This window comes from Gemmata obscuriglobus (assembly GCF_008065095.1).
GTDB lineage: Bacteria > Planctomycetota > Planctomycetia > Gemmatales > Gemmataceae > Gemmata > Gemmata obscuriglobus.
This window is the reverse complement of record NZ_CP042911.1, coordinates 5,624,320-5,640,961: the sequence shown is the minus strand read 5'-3', so window position 1 is coordinate 5,640,961 and position 16,642 is coordinate 5,624,320. Positions and strand designations below refer to the sequence as shown.

At 68.9% G+C, this 16,642-nt stretch carries 18 protein-coding genes; 4 read left to right on the top strand and 14 right to left on the bottom strand.

Going from position 1 to position 16,642, the window contains the following annotated elements:
• The first annotated feature begins 114 nt into the window (after positions 1-114).
• The 3 genes from GobsT_RS23610 (at position 115) to GobsT_RS23600 (ending at position 1,968) form a co-directional block, all read left to right on the top strand.
• On the top strand, positions 115-837 hold the full coding sequence (locus GobsT_RS23610) for an ISAs1 family transposase (RefSeq protein ID WP_010035860.1): 723 nt from the start codon (positions 115-117) through the stop codon (positions 835-837).
• Complete coding sequence (locus tag GobsT_RS23605; RefSeq protein ID WP_109570720.1) at positions 818-1,261, top strand: ISAs1 family transposase; 444 nt, start codon at positions 818-820, stop codon at positions 1,259-1,261. Before GobsT_RS23610 ends, GobsT_RS23605 begins: the two co-directional genes overlap by 20 nt.
• Before the next feature lie 143 nt (positions 1,262-1,404).
• Complete coding sequence (locus tag GobsT_RS23600) at positions 1,405-1,968, top strand: hypothetical protein (protein WP_010046511.1); 564 nt, start codon at positions 1,405-1,407, stop codon at positions 1,966-1,968.
• Here the strand turns inward: GobsT_RS23600 and GobsT_RS23595 are convergent.
• From GobsT_RS23595 to motA, 7 genes are all read right to left on the bottom strand, one after another.
• On the bottom strand, positions 1,870-3,162 hold the full coding sequence (locus GobsT_RS23595; RefSeq protein ID WP_010046513.1) for a flagellar hook protein FlgE: 1,293 nt from the start codon (positions 3,160-3,162) through the stop codon (positions 1,870-1,872). The genes GobsT_RS23600 and GobsT_RS23595 overlap by 99 nt on opposite strands.
• Positions 3,163-3,313: 151 nt before the next feature.
• Complete coding sequence (locus GobsT_RS23590; RefSeq protein ID WP_010046515.1) at positions 3,314-3,676, bottom strand: flagellar hook assembly protein FlgD; 363 nt, start codon at positions 3,674-3,676, stop codon at positions 3,314-3,316.
• Positions 3,677-3,707: 31 nt separating this feature from the next.
• Entirely contained in the window at positions 3,708-5,282 is a 1,575-nt protein-coding gene (locus GobsT_RS23585) for a flagellar hook-length control protein FliK (RefSeq protein ID WP_010046517.1), read from the bottom strand.
• Positions 5,283-5,296: 14 nt separating this feature from the next.
• Entirely contained in the window at positions 5,297-5,608 is a 312-nt protein-coding gene (locus tag GobsT_RS23580; protein WP_010046520.1) for a hypothetical protein, read from the bottom strand.
• Between the two features lie 81 nt (positions 5,609-5,689).
• The gene (locus GobsT_RS23575) at positions 5,690-6,292 is read right to left on the bottom strand and encodes a hypothetical protein (RefSeq protein WP_010046524.1); all 603 of its coding nucleotides are present in this window, start codon (positions 6,290-6,292) and stop codon (positions 5,690-5,692) included.
• 77 nt (positions 6,293-6,369) lie between these two features.
• Positions 6,370-6,921 (bottom strand): flagellar motor protein MotB, encoded by a 552-nt coding sequence (locus tag GobsT_RS40585; RefSeq protein ID WP_010046525.1) that lies wholly within the window; start codon positions 6,919-6,921, stop codon positions 6,370-6,372.
• A 145-nt stretch (positions 6,922-7,066) separates the two neighbouring features.
• Complete coding sequence (gene motA, locus GobsT_RS23565; RefSeq protein ID WP_010046528.1) at positions 7,067-7,912, bottom strand: flagellar motor stator protein MotA; 846 nt, start codon at positions 7,910-7,912, stop codon at positions 7,067-7,069.
• Between the two features lie 214 nt (positions 7,913-8,126).
• Between motA and GobsT_RS23560 the strand changes: the two genes are divergently transcribed.
• Entirely contained in the window at positions 8,127-8,942 is an 816-nt protein-coding gene (locus GobsT_RS23560; protein WP_010046530.1) for a HEAT repeat domain-containing protein, read from the top strand.
• A 120-nt stretch (positions 8,943-9,062) separates the two neighbouring features.
• Here GobsT_RS23560 and GobsT_RS23555 read toward each other — a convergent pair whose 3' ends face one another.
• The 7 genes from GobsT_RS23555 to fliP form a co-directional block, all read right to left on the bottom strand.
• The gene (locus tag GobsT_RS23555) at positions 9,063-9,806 is read right to left on the bottom strand and encodes a sigma-70 family RNA polymerase sigma factor (RefSeq protein ID WP_010048121.1); all 744 of its coding nucleotides are present in this window, start codon (positions 9,804-9,806) and stop codon (positions 9,063-9,065) included.
• A 30-nt stretch (positions 9,807-9,836) separates the two neighbouring features.
• Entirely contained in the window at positions 9,837-11,963 is a 2,127-nt protein-coding gene (gene flhA, locus GobsT_RS23550; RefSeq protein ID WP_033199646.1) for a flagellar biosynthesis protein FlhA, read from the bottom strand.
• A gap of 40 nt (positions 11,964-12,003) precedes the next feature.
• Positions 12,004-13,221: a transposase gene (locus GobsT_RS23545; RefSeq protein WP_157506574.1), complete on the bottom strand. Its 1,218-nt coding sequence runs from the start codon at positions 13,219-13,221 to the stop codon at positions 12,004-12,006.
• 447 nt (positions 13,222-13,668) lie between these two features.
• Positions 13,669-14,736 (bottom strand): flagellar biosynthesis protein FlhB, encoded by a 1,068-nt coding sequence (flhB, locus tag GobsT_RS23540; RefSeq protein ID WP_010048123.1) that lies wholly within the window; start codon positions 14,734-14,736, stop codon positions 13,669-13,671.
• 3 nt (positions 14,737-14,739) lie between these two features.
• Entirely contained in the window at positions 14,740-15,504 is a 765-nt protein-coding gene (locus GobsT_RS23535) for a flagellar biosynthetic protein FliR (protein ID WP_010048124.1), read from the bottom strand.
• A complete protein-coding gene (locus GobsT_RS23530; protein ID WP_010048125.1) occupies positions 15,501-15,770 on the bottom strand; it encodes a flagellar biosynthetic protein FliQ in 270 nt (89 codons plus the stop codon). The genes GobsT_RS23535 and GobsT_RS23530 overlap by 4 nt, the downstream gene beginning before the upstream one ends.
• Positions 15,771-15,856: 86 nt before the next feature.
• Positions 15,857-16,531, bottom strand: a complete 675-nt coding sequence (gene fliP / locus GobsT_RS23525; protein ID WP_010048126.1) for a flagellar type III secretion system pore protein FliP — start codon at positions 16,529-16,531, stop codon at positions 15,857-15,859.
• Positions 16,532-16,642: the final 111 nt, after the last annotated feature.

Genomic DNA, 16,642 nt, shown 5'->3' with positions numbered 1-16,642 from the left:
CGCAACTCCGACGAGTCGGCCCGGCCTGCAACCCAGGGCCTTTCCTTATTTCACCTTGCTTACACGAGGGAACGTGGCTATGTGGGGCGCCTTCTCGCAGCCAGGAAGGTACCCATGTCTCCTTGCACCCTGGTCGATGCCCTGGCGGCGGTTCCCGATCCCCGCAGCAAGCACGGCCTTATCCACCCACTCGCCCCCTTCCTCGGACTCGTCGCCCTCGCCATGCTCATGGGGCGCACCAGCCTCAATGGCATCGCTCGCTTCGGGCGACAGCACGGACCCGCCCTCGCCCATGCCCTCGGCTTCCGACGCGGCAAGACCCCGGCCGTTTCCACGCTCTCCCGCACCCTGCGACGCTTCGACGCCGACCAACTGGAGCACGTCCTCTCGTACTGGATCGCCAGCCGCGTCGACCCGGCCGCCTTCACACACATCTCCATCGACGGCAAGACCCTTCGAGGCTCTCGCAACGGCGCGATCCCCGGTCAGCACCTGCTGGCCGCATACGCCCCCACCGTCGGTGCCGTACTCGCCCAGGTCAAGGTCGATGCGAGCACCAACGAGCACAAGGCCGCCTTGACGCTCCTCGGCATTCTGCCGCTGCGAGGGAAGGTCGTGGTCGGCGACGCCATGTTCTGCCAGCGAGACCTGGCCGAGGAGGTGGTCGGGGCCGGCGGCGACTACGTGCTCACGGTGAAGGACAACCAACCCGGATTGGGGATCGACATCCGAGCCGGGTTCGCCTTCGAGACCGCCGCCCGATCGATCGCGGCGGCCACTTCCCCCTGGGGATCGGCCTCCGCCCGCCCCGAGCCGCATCGCCACGACCGTCGATAAGGGTCACGGCCGCATCGAGAAGCGGACGCTGCAAACGACCTCGATTCTGACGTGCTCGCCGACGTGGGCGGGGGTGAAGCAGGGCTTCCAGTTGACGCGTGAGCGGACGGTCCGAGGCCAAACGACGGTCGAAGTGCATTTCGGCATCACGAGCCTGTCGGCCGAGAAGGCGGATGCGGCCACACTCCTGAACCATGTGCGGACGCACTGGCGCATCGAGAACGAACTGCATTACGTGCGTGACGTGACACTGGGCGAGGACGCGTGTCGTGTGCGCATGGGGCACGCACCACAGGTGCTGGCGGCGCTGCGGAACGCCGTGGTGCACCTGTGGCGTGAGGTCAAGGCGGTGAGTTGCCCGGAGGCGATCGAGCGGCTCCAGATGGACCCGGCAATGGCCAAGGGACTTATCGGAGTTACGTAGAGTGAATCAAGGAAAGGCCCTGGCCTGCAACCCGGTCCCGGTTCGGTTTGGTCTTTACCTCTCACCCGGTTCGCCTGTATTGACACGTCAGCCGCTTTCCCGCCGGGGAGAGGGCGGTTTCGTTCGGCCTCCCGGGACGCGCAATGACACGGACGGTTCTCGCGCTCGCCGCGCTCCTGGCCTCCACCGCCCACGCGCTCGCGGGGGATGGCTTCGACTACGCGCCGCCGGTCGCGCCCGCGCCGCCGGACCTCGGTGGGCTCGTGACACGGCTCCTCCTGTTGACGCTCGCACTGGTCGGGCTGTGCGCGGGAACGGTGTGGTGGGCCCGACGCGCGAATCGGCCCGCGGGTGGGGCCGGCGACGGGGGCGGGCACCTGAAGCTCGAAGGGAGTTTGCCGCTCGACCGGACGTGCGCGGTTCACCTGATTGCGGTGGACGGCCAAACCGTGGCTCTGACCACCGACGGCACCGGGCTGCGGTCGCTGGTTGTTTTGTCCGAGACGTTCGAGACCGCACTCGAAGCGGTCGGCCGAAGGGAAGTGATTGCGGAAGCGGAACCGGAACCGGCGGCCCCGGCCCCGAAGGAGCCGGAGCCGCCGAAGTGGTCAGCGGATGATGTTAGCCAGCTCTTGCAGCGTATCATTCGTCGAGCTGATGGTCCGGGCGTTCACCTGGAACCCGCGTTGCGCCACGATCAGCCGTGAGAACTCGATCGCGATGTCCACGTTCGAGCTTTCCAGCGCCCCGCCCATGAGCGAGCCGCGGCCGCCCTGACCGGCCAACCCGATCAGCGCCTCGCCGGAGGCCACCGACGACCGGAAGTAGTTATTCCCGCTCCGCAGCAAGCCGTCCTCGTTGTTGAAGCCGGCGACCGCGAGCTGCGCCAGGTTGATCGTGCGCCCGTTGGTGAACTTACCCTGGACGATGCCGTCCGCGTCGATGCTCACGTCGGTCAGGGTACCGAACCCGGACCCGTCCTGGCCGATCGCGCTTGCGGTGGTGGCGCCACCGAACTGGGTGAGCCCGTTCGTGAGGCCCGCGGTGCCGAGGTTCAGGGTAATGGTTTGGGCCGTGTTGATCCCGGGGAGCGCGTTGGCCCCGAGGGTCAGCGTCAGCGTCACCGGCGTGTTGGCGGTGCCGACGATTTGCCCGGTCGAGTTGAACGAGATCGGGCCGCCGGTCAGGGTGACCTGGGCGGCGTCTGCGCCGCTCACGAGCACGCTGGGGGTGTACGTGTTGGCCGCGGTTTTGGTGAACGTGACCGTCACCGCGCGGGCGGTGCTCTGCGCGTCGTAGACCTGGATCGCGGTGGTGGCAACCTCGCCCACCTGCATCGCGCTGCTCAGGTTACCCTGGTAGTCGATGTTGGTCGTCGCGATGCCCGCGGCGCCGGTGCCGAACGGGATCTGGATGTCGAGGTTGCCGGGGATCTGGAACTGCGGGTCGCCGGCGTTCGAGGCCCCGCCCTCGCCGACCGGCCCGAACCGCTGCACCCGGAACCCGGTGCCGGGGTCGACCAGGTAGCCGGCCGAGTCCACGCCGAACGCCCCGGCCCGTGTGTAGGCCACGTCCTCCACGTTCCGCATCACGAAGAACCCCCGGCCCTGGAGGCCGACGTCGAGCGACCGGCCGGTGGGGTTCAGGTTGCCTTGCGTGAACTGGGTGCCGATCGATCCGACGCCGACCCCGAACCCGACCTGCGTCGGGTTGACCCCGCCGGTCCCGGCGTCCGCGCTGGTGCCCGAGCTGAGCGTCTGGTACACCACGTCGCGGAACACCATCCGCTGGTCCTTGTAACCGGTGGTGTTGATGTTCGCGAGGTTGTTGCCGATCACGTCGAGGGCCGACGAGTTGGTGGTCAGACCGCTGGAACCGACGAAGAGAGCGTTCAGAGACATCGTGCGAACTCCTGGTGTGCGGACGCGTGGTTGAGGAACGAACGAATACGTTAAGGTTACGGGTCGGTACGTGGACCACCTGACCGCCCGGGCCGAGGCCCGGGCGCGGGGAGTAATGGTTGTTTCGGGGCAGCCCGGGGCGGGCGGCTTACTATTTCACGCTGTTGATCTGGTCGAGGAGCACTTGGTCGGAACCCACCTGCAGGACGAATTTCCCGTCCTGGGACTGCACCGAGGTGACTTTCCCGGTTTTGGCCGGTTCGCCGGTGAGCGTGTACTCGATCGTCTTGCCGACCAGGTCGGCCCCCTGGGTGATCTGCTGGAGCTTGAGCATCTCGCTGAAGTTCGCGTTCAGGCTCTGGATGCCCGACACGGTGTTCAGGGTCGCGAGCTGCTGGATGAAGTCCTGGTTGCTCACCGGGTCGAGCGGGTCCTGGTTCTGCAACTGGGCGATGAGCAGTTGAAGGAACTGGTCCTGGCCGACGCCGGCCAGGGCACTCGTGCCGCTTGCCATAACGGGTCTCCTGCGAACGTGGTTGAGGGGGTCAGGCCATCACGTCGATCGCGCCGCTGGCGCGGGCCGGCACCGGGCGGGCGCCGGTTGGGACCGCGCTCTGGCGTGGCAGTTCGGCGGGGAACTCGGAGCGGTACCCGCCCCACTCGCCCCCGCCGGTCCCCGCCTGAGCGTTCGCGTCGGTCGCGACGCTGAAGTTCTGCACCGACACGCCGGCGTCCTCGAGGCGCTGCCGGAGTTCGGGCAACTGGCTCTCAATCATTCGGCGAACCGCGTCGCTCGACACCACCACTTGTCCGTGAATCGAGTCGCCGTCGGAGACCAACCGGATCTTCAGGGCCCCGAGTTCCGGCGGGTCGAGCCGCATCTGGAACTCGGTCTCGCCGCCGCGGGCGACGACGTGGGCGTGTGTGACGATGTGGTCTGCGACCTGTACCACCGGGTCGGGGGTCTTGACCGCCGTGGGGGTCTGCGCGGCAGTGACCGCGTTCGGAGACTGGGGGACCGGGGCCGGCGCGCCGAAGGTCGGGACCGCGTCGTCCGCCGCACGGGTGCCGGCCCACCGGTCGGTCGGCTCGGCGAGCGGGCTCGGTGCGAGTTTCACCGCCGTGTTGCTCGCGGTCAGGGCGTTTGCGGCGTCGGTCCCCGCGAGCACCTGAGTGAACGCGGTCGGGACGGTTGGCACGGCCGGTGCGGCTGATAGCAGCGGTGTCGTCGGCGCCGCAGCGTCACTCGGGAGCAGCGTGGTCGCGGTGGACGCGATCGCGGCGAACCGGTCGCCCGCGGTGTTCGGGCGGTCGCCGACGGACGCCGACGGAACCGCCGGGGCCTCGACCGGTGCCGTCGGTGCGGTCACCGGAGCGGGCAGCGCGGCTTCGGTCACAGGGGCGGCGGGCTGCGCCGGCAGAAGGCCGGAAACGATCGGTGCCTGGGCCGGTACCACCTGCCGCTGCCCGGACTCGACCGCGGCGGTCGCGGCCGCGAGGCCGGCGGCCTGAGCCGGTTGCGGTGTGCTGGCTGTGGGAAGCGGGACAGTAGTCGGGCTCGGCGCGGTAGCTGCGGGTTGGGCCGCGGGCACCGCGTCAGCGGGCGGGGTGGTTTGGGGGACCGCGCCCGGGGCCGGGGCGCGGTTCTGCCGGCTGGCGTCGGCGATCGCTTGGCGGAGCAGCGGGTTGGTTTGGGTCGGCTGCCCGGGTTGCTGGGCGGCGCTGAACTCGGGGGCCGTGAGCCGTTGCGCGTCGGTCGCAGTTTGGCTGGTCGCGAGCGGGGTGCCGTCGGTGCTGATCGGTGTGTTGGCCGCGGCGAGTTGGGTCAATCCGAGTTGGGCGGCGAGGATCGCGGCGGCCGCATCGCTGGCGGCCTCGGCGCTCTCCCGCTGGTCTTCTTCGACCTGATCAGCGGCCGCCTGATTGGCCGCCTGGGTGTTGGCCGCCGTCTGGTTCGTTTCGCGCACCTGTTGCGGGTCGCGGGTGGCGGTCGTGGTTTGCGTCAGGATCGTCTGAAACGGGTCCGTCGGTGTACTGCTCGTGGTCTCCCGCGGACCCGAGGAGCCGGTCGCTTGTGTCGCGACTCCGGCGGAGGTCACACTCGACACGGCTGTTGCCATCGGTGCTGCTCGTCTTAGGGGGGGGATTCGTCTCGGATGAGCAACCCGTACACCTTCTGTACACGGGCCCGCATCCAGTAGCTCGCAAGTTCCGGACCGTCGGCGACTGCATCGAGCCAACGCCCGCCGGTCGCTGTCGTCTTCTGAAGCAGCTGTTGCAGCTCGGCAACGGCCGCGCAGAGGTCGTCCGGGAGGTTCTCGGTCCGGGTCAGTTGCAGTTCCAACGTGGCGACCAGCGCCGTGAGTCGGGTGACCAACTCGGGTGCTGCGTCGCCGACTTTGAACCGCTCGCCGAGTTCGGCCGTCAGTTCAGTCGCGGCTCTCACGGTTGCTCGCAATTCCTGTAGCACGAGAGCCGCGGGGAAATGAGTTGTGAAAGCAAAAAAATGCGCGAGGCCCGCTAATCGTTAGCGGTTTTTTGGCCGCTCGCGCAGTTTTGTAAGCTGGGCCTGAAGTTCTTCACTGGTGCGCAGCAGCGCGACCTGTGAAACGGCCGAAGAGGCGACGAACGGGTCCTCGTTGGCGTCCCCGACCTCGCGGTAAATGGGCAGGGCCTCTTTGGCGTGCCCCAGGCGCCGCAGGCACGACGCTTCCATGAACCGGGCGAACGCCCGATCCTCCGCCGAGAGTTCTTGTAAGTTCAATTGCCGGAAGGCGTTGAGAGCGGAATAAATCTCGTTCGCGCGGACCAGATCCATTGCGGATCGGAGCTTGTCCGTGGCGAGCGGGGAGAAGGCGGCGCCGGGGGGTTTAGGTTTGACTGCGGGCGGGGCCGGTGGCTGCACGACGGGCGGTGGCGCCTTCTCGATCCGCTCGAGGAGTTTTTTGAGGTCGTTCGTGAGCCGGGCGCGTTCGGCGCCGGACGATTCTGCGGTGGCACGCTCACTGGCCAACGCCGCGGTGTCGGCCTTCAATTTGTCCAGGTACGCCGGCGGCTGGGCGGTCGCCCCGGCGACAACGGCCCCGAGCAGCAGGGCGACGGCGGAGCCGCGGTACAGTGTGAGCCTCATGAGTCGGACCTCACCGGGTGTTTGTGGGTTCGGCGGCTATACCCGGGGTGCCCGTGGGACGCAAGTTCGTCCCGGACTCAATCCTTGAGTAGCGTCCCCGCCACCTGTTCCCAGTTTACCTCTTTGAACGCGCTAAACAACAGATCCTTGTACACTTCCGGCATGTCCTTGGGGACCGTGCCCGCCAGGTCGGACGCCAGGAGCTGGGACAGTTGGGCGATCTCGACCTCTTCCGGGGTTCGGCTCTCGTTGACGGCCTTCTGAGCCGCGGCCGCCTCGCGGACCCGCTGGGCCTCGCCCTTCCAGTGCCGCGAGCGGGCGGCGTCGGCGTTGATCCAGTTCAGGATGGCGGCCGTGCTGGGGCTCGGCACCCCGCCGGACGGCACCCGGGTGCCGCGCCCGCCCGCCACCTGGAGCTGGCCGGCGACCGGACCGGATGAGGGCGTTTCGAGCACCGCCCCGTCGGAGACCGGCTTCTTGCTCACGCCCGCCGGGTCGATGAAATAGTTCGCCACCGACTGGCGCACCTTCACGTCCTGGGCGCCGATCCACATCACGAGGAAGAACGCCATCATCGCGGTCACGAAGTCCGCGTACGCCACCTTCCACGAGCCGCCGCCTTTTGCCATGTTGCCCTCGCCCCGGAAGCCGGATCAGGTCGGAAAAGAAGCAGGAAGTCGAAACCCCGTGCCGCCGCGGGGGCCGAACACGGGGCACGGTCGGTCCGCACGTCGCGCCCTGGGCGCGGGGGCGCTTCCACGCCCGTCTCCCCGGTTAGCTGAACATGGTCTTGAGTTCGGCCTGGTTCGGCCGGCAGTCGGTGCTGATCACCCGGCGGGCGCGGGCCACCACGTCCTTCGGGCTGGCCCCGTCGTTCATCGCGACCACCCCCACGGCCATCGCCTTGAGGAACAGGATCTCCTGGTCGCCGAGCGCGTGCATACGGGCCGCCATCGGGGCCACGAACCCGTAGGCCGCGAGGATCCCGAGGAACGTCCCGACGAGCGCGGCACCGACCTTGTACCCGATCTCCTCCACCGGGCCGCCGATCGCCTGCATCGTCACCACGATCCCGAGCACCGCGGCCACGATCCCGAACCCGGGCAGCGAGTCGGCCGTCTTGGAGAGCGTGTCCACCGCCGCGTTGTGCTCGCGCTCGACCACCTGGATCTCCTCCTCGAGCCACTCGGTGAGCTGGCTGCTCTCCACGGTGCCGTCGAGGATGAGCGCCAGCGAGTCGCACAGGAACTCGCGGGCGTGGTGGTTGCCGTTCAGCTTCGGGTACTCCCGGAGCAGCGCGCTGCCGTCCGGGTTGGTGATGTGCGAGTCGAGGGCCAGCAGCCCCTCCTGGCGCACCAGCCGGGCGAGCGCGTACTGCAGTTTCAGCAGCTCGACGCAAGCGGCTTTGCCGTACGGCGACCCCTTGACCGTTTGGAGCGCGCCGCGGATCAGGTCCTTGATCACCTTGACCGGCGACATCATGATGAGCGAGCCGAGCGTGGCGCCGCCGATCGTGACGAACTCGGACAGGTGAATCAGGGCGCCGATTTTGCCCCCGGCCATCGAGAACCCGACGAGCACGGAGACGAGCACAATCACGCCGCCGACGATTACGACCACCGGTGCACCCCCGTGTGCGGTTGGTTGGAGACAAAGCGAGATGAGGGAAGAATCGAAGGCGGCGCGGGATTTTTGCCTGGGCAGAACGGGGCGGTTGCGCCGGTCCCGCGGCCCCGCCCGCGGCGCACGGGCCGCGGGACCGGGAGCCGGCCCACAGTTGCCCCCGCCGCCTGGCCGATGGGTCTTGGGTTCCGGTCGCCATGGAGGGCCAGAAATGCGCGGCTTGTTCGTACTCGCGGCACTGTGTGCGGTCGCGCCGGCGGTCCGGGCCGACGAGGCCGACGACGCGCTCGCCAAGAAGCTCGGGGCGGTGGTGCGGGACCCGCGGCACCTGCTGCAGGCCCGGGTCGAGGCGGCCAACACGCTCGGCAAACTCGGCCCGCTGGCGAGCGCCGCGACCGGCGACCTGGCGGCCGTTCTGGAGCGGCTGCGCGGCCGCGAGCAGGAGCCGCTTCAGGAGGCGGTGATCGACGCCCTCGGGCAGATCGGCGGGCGCGCCCGCGTTACGCTCCCGGCCCTGGCCCGGGCCGCGAACCGGAGCACGGACATTGATGCGGCGCTGCGGCGGGCGCGCGAGTCGATCCTCGCGGCCCAGGAGGTGCCGCGGGACGTCGAGCTGCTGGCCCAGCAGCTCCTGAGCCGGGACGCGAGCACCCGGGTCCGGGCGACGAAGGCGCTGGCCGACCTCGGGGTTTTGGCGCGCGGTGCGGCCCCGGCCCTGACCCTGACCCTCCGCGACCCGGACGACGACGTTCGCCGCGGCGCGATCGCGGCCCTGCGTGTGGTTCAGCCGAACGAGGTGTCTGAGGCCCTGGTGCGGGCGATCGCGAGCGATTTGAGGAGCCCGGACGCCAACGCGCGGCTGATCGCGGCGCGGACGCTCGGCACGCTCGGCGCACCGGCGGCCGCGGCGGTGCTGGATTTGGACGCGCTCCGCAACGACCCGGACCCGGACGTGCGTCGGGCCGCCGTGGTCGCGCTCAACCGGATTCCGCCGCCGCCGCCGCCCGCAGCGGTCACCAATCCGTGATGCCGACTGCGGTGTGTCACGTTCTCCGTTGCCGCCGTGAGCGCGGCCCGGGCGGGTCCGACTTCTCCTTGTGGGAAGCCGGACCCGCCCGGGCCGTTGCCGTGTTGCCGGGAACGTGCGTTAGCCGTGGCTCAGTACACCGTTGCGGTGGACTTTCAGCCGCTCGCCCAGCTCGAACGTGGCCTTGCTCAGGAGCCGCGACACCCGCGACACCGACAGCTTCATCACCTCGGCGATTTCCTTCAGCCGCAGGTCTTCCTTGTAATACAGGGTGACCGCGATCCGCTCCTTCGGCTCCAGCTCCTGGATCGCGTCCCCGAGCTGCTGGACCGACTCCCAGCGCTCCATTTCGGCGCCGGGCTCCTCGCCGCCGCCGGCCGGCTCCAGGCCGGTCGATTCGGACGCCTGCTCCCACGACATGGTCTTCGCCATGCGCTCGGCCGAGAGCGTGTCGGTCACTTCGTCCTCGGACAGCCCGGTGGCGGCGGCGATGGCCTCCACCGTGATCGGGTGGGGCAGGGTGCGGCACGCGCGGCGGACCAGCGCGAGCCGGGCGTGAACGTGCTGCGGCAGCGGGCTGTTGCGCCGCATCTCGTCCACGATCGCGCCGCGGATGCGGAGGTACGCGAACGTCTTGAACTGGGCGTTCCGCGCGGGGTCGAACTTGGCCGCCGCCTCGACCAACCCGAGCACCCCGGCCGACTCCAGGTTCTCCACGTCCACGCCCGGGGGCACGTCGCCGATGAGGCGCCCGATGACGTGCTTCACCAGGGGCAGGTGCGACACGATCAGCTCGTCGCGCCGCTGCTGCTCCGCCTGCCGCTGGTACGCCTGGATGTTGCCGGTGTTCAGGTTGCCGCTCATGGTGTTGGGACTCTGGGCGCGGGGACGGCGCTAAGGCCGGGGTTGCTCAAACATCGCGGCGACGGACGAGCCCTCGCCGGTCAGCTCTTCGGGGCGGATCACCGCCACCGGTTCCATCAGAAGGTCGGTCGGGATCTCCTGGTAGGAGACCACGCTCAGGTCGTGCAGCGCCCGGGCCAGCGAGTGCCGCAGCGCCCGCCGGAGGCCGGCGTCGCACAACAGGGCCGCCTCGTACCCGCGGGCGCCGGCCTTGCGCAGCTCGGCCGCGACCCGCATCGTGAGCTGTTCCAGCCGGGACGGGTCGATGATGAGCTGGTTGTTCTGCACGGCCCGCTTCAGGTCCAGCTCGAGCCGCGGGTCCAGCACGATCGCGCGGATCCGCCCCGTGGGGTCGCGGAACCGGTCCACGACCGCGCGCCCGAGGTCGACGCGCACCCGCTCCGCGAGTTCGGCGGGGTCCTTCACGGTCGGCGCGTGGGCCGCCAGGCTTTCCAGGATGCGGGGCAGGTTCGAGATCGGCACCCGCTCGTCCAGGAGCTGCGTCAGCACGCGGTGCAGCAGCCCCATGCTCACGACGTTCGGGATCAGGTCGTCGACCACCGCCGGCGTGGTCTCGCGGACCCGGTCCACCATCGACTTCAGGTCGTCGCGGCCGAGCAGCTCGCCGGCGTGCCGCCGCACCACCTCGCCCAGGTGCGTGATGATCACATTGGGCGAGTCGACCACGGTGAACCCGGCGGCCTCGGCTCGGTTCCGGTCGGCCTCGCTGATCCACTTCGCGGGCAGCCCGAACGCCGGCTCGCGGGCGTCCTCGCCGGTCAGCGGGACGCGGGCCGCGCCGCCCGGATCGATCGCCAGCCACAGGTCGGGGCGCACGTCCCCGCGGGCCACCTCGCGGCCGCCCAGCAGGATGCGGTACGTGGGCGGGTCGAGCTGGAGGTTGTCGCGGACCCGCACCGCGGGCACCCACAGCCCGCTCTGCTTCGCCAGGTCGCGCCGCAGCCCGCCGATGCGGTCGATCAGACCGGGGCCGCGCCGCGCCGACACCATCGGGATCAGGGCGGCACCGATTTCGAGGCTCACGCGGTCGCTCTGCAGGAAGTCGTCCAGGTACCCTTCGACCGGCGACTTCGACGGCGCGGCCGCGGCGGCGGCCGCCGCCGCCGCTTCGGCCTTCGCCGCGGGCGGCAGCTCCGGCACCCGTGACATCCGCCGCGACAGGAGCAGCAGCGCGACGCCCAGCGCCAGGAACGGCAGCATCGGCATCCCGGGCACCAGCGCCAGGGCGATCAGGATGAACGCCGCCAGCCGGAACGGCCCGGAGGCGGCCGAGAACTGTCCGCCCAGCTCCTCGCCCAGGCTCGTGCCCGAGGTCGCCTTCGTCACCAGCATCGCCGAGGCGGTCGCGGTGATCAGGGCCGGGATCTGCGTCACCAGCCCGTCGCCGATGGTCAGGATCGAGTACCGCCGGACCGCCTCGGCCAGCGGCATCCCCTTCGTCAGGCCGATGATGAACCCGCCGAACAGGTTGATCGCCGTAATAATGATGGCCGCGACCGCGTCGCCCCGGACGAACCGGCTCGCACCGTCCATCGTGCCGTAGAACTCGCTCTCGCGCATCAGCGACGTGCGCCGCCGCTTCGCCTCGGCCTCGTCGATCATCCCGGCGTTCATCTCGGCGTCGATCGCCATCTGCTTCCCGGGCAGCGAGTCGAGCGTGAACCGGGCGGCCACCTCGGACACCCGCCCGGCCCCCTTCGTGATGACCACGAACTGGATCACGATGAGGATCAGGAAGATCACCAGCCCCACGATCAGGCTGCCGCCCACGACGAACTTGCCGAACGCCTCGACGATGGTCCCGGCGTCCCCGTTCAGCAGCACCAGCCGCGTGGTCGCCACGTTCAGGGCGAGCCGGAACAGCGTCAGGAGCAAAAGTAGCGACGGGAACGTCGAGAACTCCAGTGGCTGCTTCACGGTCAGCGTGACCAGCAGCAGCAACAAGGTGGCGCTGATGTTGAACGCCAGGAGCATGTCCAGGACGATCGTCGGTAGCGGCACCAGGAAGATTACGAGCAGCCCGAGCAGCGCCACCGACAGGAGCAGTTCGCTCCGCAGGAGAGGCGAGCCGGACGCGGGTGTTGTTTCGTTCGCCATTGTGGGGTCCGTTGGAGACTTCTCGCTGAACGCGACAACTTCATGATGCCGGCTTTCTGGTCTCCACACCCTTCGACTGTGTATCCGGCGTGACCGCGGTTTGTTTTTGGGTCAAGCGTTGTTGGTGCCAGCGATCCAGGGCCAGGACGATGAACCGGACGATGGTCCTTCGCCGACGCCATTTGTACCGCACCTTTTCCAAGTATCGGAGGCGCCGATTGGTGCGCTCCACGTGGTTATTGGTCCGAACCCGTCGAGCGTGGGGGCTGTGCAGGAACGCCATCATCTTGTCGAACTTCTCGGCGCTCAGCAGTTCCAACGCCGAGGACAGGTCGGGATCGGATTGGTACTGTGCGTCTCGGACCAGAGCCGCCCGACGGCACCGCGCTTGATGAGGGCTTTGCTCGGGGTCGAACAGCCGATAGATCCGAAGCGCGAACGCGCGGAGCGCCCGCAGCGCGGGCAGGTAACCGAACATCTGGCTGAGCCAGCGGCGTTGTCGCCCATCCAGATGTTCGGGTCGGGTCACGATCAGGTGCCGATGCTTCCACACGAAGTGCCCTTGCTCCGTCTTGGTCTTCCCGCGGCGTGCCCGGGCCTGTTTCTGGGCCTTGCTCGGCCGGCCCCGACGTCGCTTCCGTCCCCCTTTTCGGGCGAGCGCGCGTCGGAGCCGTCGCAGGGCATCGAAGACATGGGTATTGATGTCCTTGAGGACATGGAACACGCACAGCTGGTGACGGGCGTGGGGCCACAGGTCCGCCAACACGGTGGGGTACAGGTTCGAGCCATCGGTGACGACCACTTGGGGCAAGAACCCGTGGTTCCGCAGGTTGTTCAGGAACCCACGCATATGGGCCTGATCGTTGGCCGAGACCACGGCGAAGGCCACCGGGAAATCGCCGATCGGGTCGGTGGCCAACAGGAGCGTGCGGTGGCCCAAGTGCAGCTCGTCGATGCACAGGGTGCCCGAGAAGTTGTCAAGCGTCCACTGGCGGTACCCGGGCATGTCGGTCTGGCGCACCTTCCAGTCCAGGCAGTCCGAGAGGAACCCGTCGGACAGATCCAGGAGGAAGTCCCGACGCAACGCCTGTTGGAGCCGATGGGCGCTCATGCCGTCCTCGAGGAGTCGGTCGATGACGGCCTCGCGAACGCGGTTGGTGTACTCGGCTCGAGGTTCGATCCCTTCGATCTGAGAGCGGAAGGTCTTGCAACAGGCACAGGTGGCGCGGTATTCTCCAACGGTCAACTCGAGGAACACGATTTCCCCGTAGGCGATGTCCCGAACGCGGCGGGTGTGGGTACCTTTCCGCCGTCCCCGTTCTCCGCACCGGGGGCACGGGAAGGTCTCCGGGGCACAACTCTTCGACACAACGCGCACATGAGCGCGGTCCATGCCGGTGTCCTTGATGGGTTGGTGTGGTAACCCCCAAAAAGGCACCGGCTGGACTCTTTCACAAGATCAATCACCGCAACGCAGTACCCGCTGTCGCGTCCAGCGAGAAGTGTCGTCCGTTGCCGCCGTTTCCGGCGACAGCATGATTTAGAACGTGCCCCATTTCGTGGGGCGCGGAAGTTCGCCAAGACGCAGCAAATCGCAAAACAGTTTACAGCCCGGCTCGGACGTTTCGGCTCCGGCGCGACATCCGGTTTCGGTTATTCCGACACTCATTCGCGCCGGGCCACAATACTGTGGCCCGGCTCACAACTACAGTGTCCCGCCGCGCATCTTCATCACGAACGCCAGCACCTCGGCCACCGCCCGGAACAGCGCGCTGGGGATCTGTTGCCCCTCACGCACCGAGTGCAGCGCGCGGGCGAGCGGGGGGCGCTCGAGTACCGGCACACCGGACTCGCGGGCGCGCTTCGCAATGCGGAGGGCGAATGCCCCTTTGCCCTTCGCAACCACCACCGGGGCGCTGTCGCGGTTCGAGTCGTAGCGCAGGGCGACGGCGTAGTGCGTCGGGTTGGTGACCACCACCGTCGCCTTCGGCACCTCGCTGAGCATCTTGCGCTTGGTCCGCTCGCGGGCGATCTGTCGGACCCGGGCCTTCACGTGCGGGTCGCCCTCCTCCTGCTTCAGTTCCTGCTTCAGCTCCTCTTTGGTCATCATCAGCGACTGCTCGAACTTGTACCGCTGGTACGCGTAATCGAACACCGCGACCAGCGCGACCGCCCCGGCCAGGTAAAGGGCGAGCCGCATCACGAGCGCCCAGGCGACCGGGGCGGCCTCGCCGATGCGGCCCATGCCGATCGACGCGATGAGGCCGCCGCGGCCGTTCAGGACGTAGTAGGCGACCCCCGCGAGGGCCAGCACCTTCGCGACCGTCAGCAGCCCGCGGACCACCGACCCGAGCGAGAACAGCCGCCCGAGCCCGCCGACGGGGTTCAACTTGTCGAGGTTGGGCTCCAGCTTCTCGGTGTTGAGCTGGAACCCGACCTGGGCGACCGACGCCCCGACACCCACGGCGAGCAGAAGCCCGAAAAAGGGGAGCATCGCGCCGATCATCCGAAGGGCCGTGCGGCCCAGCAGTTCCGCCGCCTCCGCGGTGCCGAACTCCTCGCGGCCCACCCGCGGCAGGTCGGCACGGAACACCGTGATCATGGTGGCCCACAGGTCCGGGCCGAGGTACCGCAGCCCGAGCACCCCGGCGACCAGCACGAGGCTCCCGACCAGTTCGGCGCTGAACGGCACCTGGCCCTGGCGCCGCGCCTCCTCGCGCCGGCGCGGTGTCGGGTCTTCTGTTTTCGACTCCTGGTCGACGTCCTCGGCCACCGGTCAGCCCCCCAGCAGTTTGGGAAGGGCGTCGCCGGTGCGGCCGACGATCGCGGTCAGGGTCGTGACGAACTCCGGGACCAGCACCAGCCCCGCGATCAGGGCCACCAGCACCTGGAGCGAGAAGCCCACCGAGTAGATGTTCAGTTGCGGGGCGGCCCGAGCCATCACCGCCAGCGTGATGGAGAGCAGGAACAGGCACAGCGCGAGCGGGGCCGCGAGCAGCAGCCCCATCTCGTAGGCGCTCGCCAGCCCGGTCACCATCGGCCCCGCTTCGGGGACGACGCTCCCGCCGATGGGGAGCGCGGCGAAGGACGCGTGGAACGCCATGAGTACGATGTGGTGCCCGTCCACGAGGAGGAACACCAGCGCGCCGGCGGTCTCGAACACGTTGGTCAGCGGGCCGCCCGACTCGCCCCCGGCCGGGCCGAGTTGCGGGGAGATGTTCAGGCCGATCTGCTGCGTCACGAACTCCCCGGCGATGCGCCCGGGGAGCAGGAACAGCCCGAACGCGAAGCCCATCGCGACGCCGATCAGCGCCTCGCGCGCCAGCACCAGCCCGTACCGGAGCGGGTCCACCTCGCGCACGCTCCCGGGCGGCGCGGCCGCCAGTTCGGCGCCGGCGGGGCCGACGTAGAACGCCGCGAGCACGACCACCATGCCGGCGCGCACCGTGCGCGGGGTGCGCGCGGCGAACAGCGGCATGACTGCGACGAACGCGCCGATCCGCGCCAGTAACAGCCCGAGGGCCACGCTGGAGAGCGTCACGTGCCGATCCCCGCGGCGTAGGCGAACATGCGGTGGGTGAACGCCACCGCCTGTTGGAACGAGAACCCGAGCGTCACCACCAGGGCGAGGCCCACGAGGATGATGCGCGGGACGTAACTGAGCGTCTGGTCCTGGATGCTGGTGACCGTCTGGAAGATGCTCACCAGGAGGCCCACCGCGAGGCTGATCACTAGCGCGGGCAGGGCCACCACGAGGGCCACCAGGAACAGCTCCTGGGTCATGCGGATCACGTGTTCGGCGGTCATCGCTTCCCCCGGGGCAAGTGGTCAGAGGCCAGAGGCGTTGGGCCGGTCCTTTTGGCGCCCTCCGGTTGCGGCCCCTCTCAACCGCGTCAGCCGTAGCTGAGCGCGATGGCGTAGGTCACGAGGTGCCAGCCGTCGGCGAGGACGAACAGCAGGATCTTGAACGGCGCCGAGATGGTGACGGGCGGCATCATGACCATACCCATTGAGGTGAGCACGCTCGACACCACGAGGTCCACCATGAGGAACGGCAGGTAGATGCAGAACCCCATGATGAAGGCGGTCTTCAACTCGCTGATCAGGAACGCGGGCACCACCGTCAGGAACGGGGCGTCCTCGGCCTTCTCCACGGTGTGCTTCGAGAGGTGCAGGAACAGCGCGAGGTCCTGCTTGCGGGTCTGGCGCAGCATGAACTGCTTGTAGATGTCCGTGCCGGTCTTGAACGCCTGCGGGCCGGTGATCTGCTTTTGGAGGTAGGGCTGGTACGCCTTCTGGTCGATCTCGGCGAAGGTGGGCTGCATCACGAACAGGGTGATGAACAGCGCCAGCCCGGTGAGGACCAGGTTGGGGGGCACGTTCTGCGCGCCCAACCCCTGGCGCACGAACGACAGAACGATCACGACGCGCGTGAAGCACGTCATGGTCATCAGGGCCGCCGGGAGCAGGGCGGACAGCCCCAGCATGAGGGCGGTCTGGACCGGCGGCGACAGGTTCTGGAAGTTCAGCCCGTTGGGGCCGTTGACGAAGTCGGCCAGGTCGCCCATTGCTGCTCTCCCTGCGGCTCGGGGCGGGCTTTACCGCGAAGGGGGCGACGAGTCAACCCGGAGAGGAAGCGGGCGGCGGGCGGTGTGTAGAAGCCGACCGCTCGCCCGTCC

Bases quoted from the DNA above. Each gene is read 5' to 3' on its own strand.
- GobsT_RS23610 (WP_010035860.1), top strand. From the start codon at position 115: ATGTCTCCTTGCACCCTGGTCGATGCCCTGGCGGCGGTTCCCGATCCC.
- GobsT_RS23600 (WP_010046511.1), top strand. From the start codon at position 1,405: ATGACACGGACGGTTCTCGCGCTCGCCGCGCTCCTGGCCTCCACCGCC.
- GobsT_RS23595 (WP_010046513.1), bottom strand. From the start codon at position 3,162: ATGTCTCTGAACGCTCTCTTCGTCGGTTCCAGCGGTCTGACCACCAAC.
- GobsT_RS23590 (WP_010046515.1), bottom strand. From the start codon at position 3,676: ATGGCAAGCGGCACGAGTGCCCTGGCCGGCGTCGGCCAGGACCAGTTC.
- GobsT_RS23585 (WP_010046517.1), bottom strand. From the start codon at position 5,282: ATGGCAACAGCCGTGTCGAGTGTGACCTCCGCCGGAGTCGCGACACAA.
- GobsT_RS23575 (WP_010046524.1), bottom strand. From the start codon at position 6,292: ATGAGGCTCACACTGTACCGCGGCTCCGCCGTCGCCCTGCTGCTCGGG.
- GobsT_RS40585 (WP_010046525.1), bottom strand. From the start codon at position 6,921: ATGGCAAAAGGCGGCGGCTCGTGGAAGGTGGCGTACGCGGACTTCGTG.
- GobsT_RS23560 (WP_010046530.1), top strand. From the start codon at position 8,127: ATGCGCGGCTTGTTCGTACTCGCGGCACTGTGTGCGGTCGCGCCGGCG.
- GobsT_RS23555 (WP_010048121.1), bottom strand. From the start codon at position 9,806: ATGAGCGGCAACCTGAACACCGGCAACATCCAGGCGTACCAGCGGCAG.
- flhA (WP_033199646.1), bottom strand. From the start codon at position 11,963: ATGGCGAACGAAACAACACCCGCGTCCGGCTCGCCTCTCCTGCGGAGC.
- GobsT_RS23530 (WP_010048125.1), bottom strand. From the start codon at position 15,770: ATGACCGCCGAACACGTGATCCGCATGACCCAGGAGCTGTTCCTGGTG.
- fliP (WP_010048126.1), bottom strand. From the start codon at position 16,531: ATGGGCGACCTGGCCGACTTCGTCAACGGCCCCAACGGGCTGAACTTC.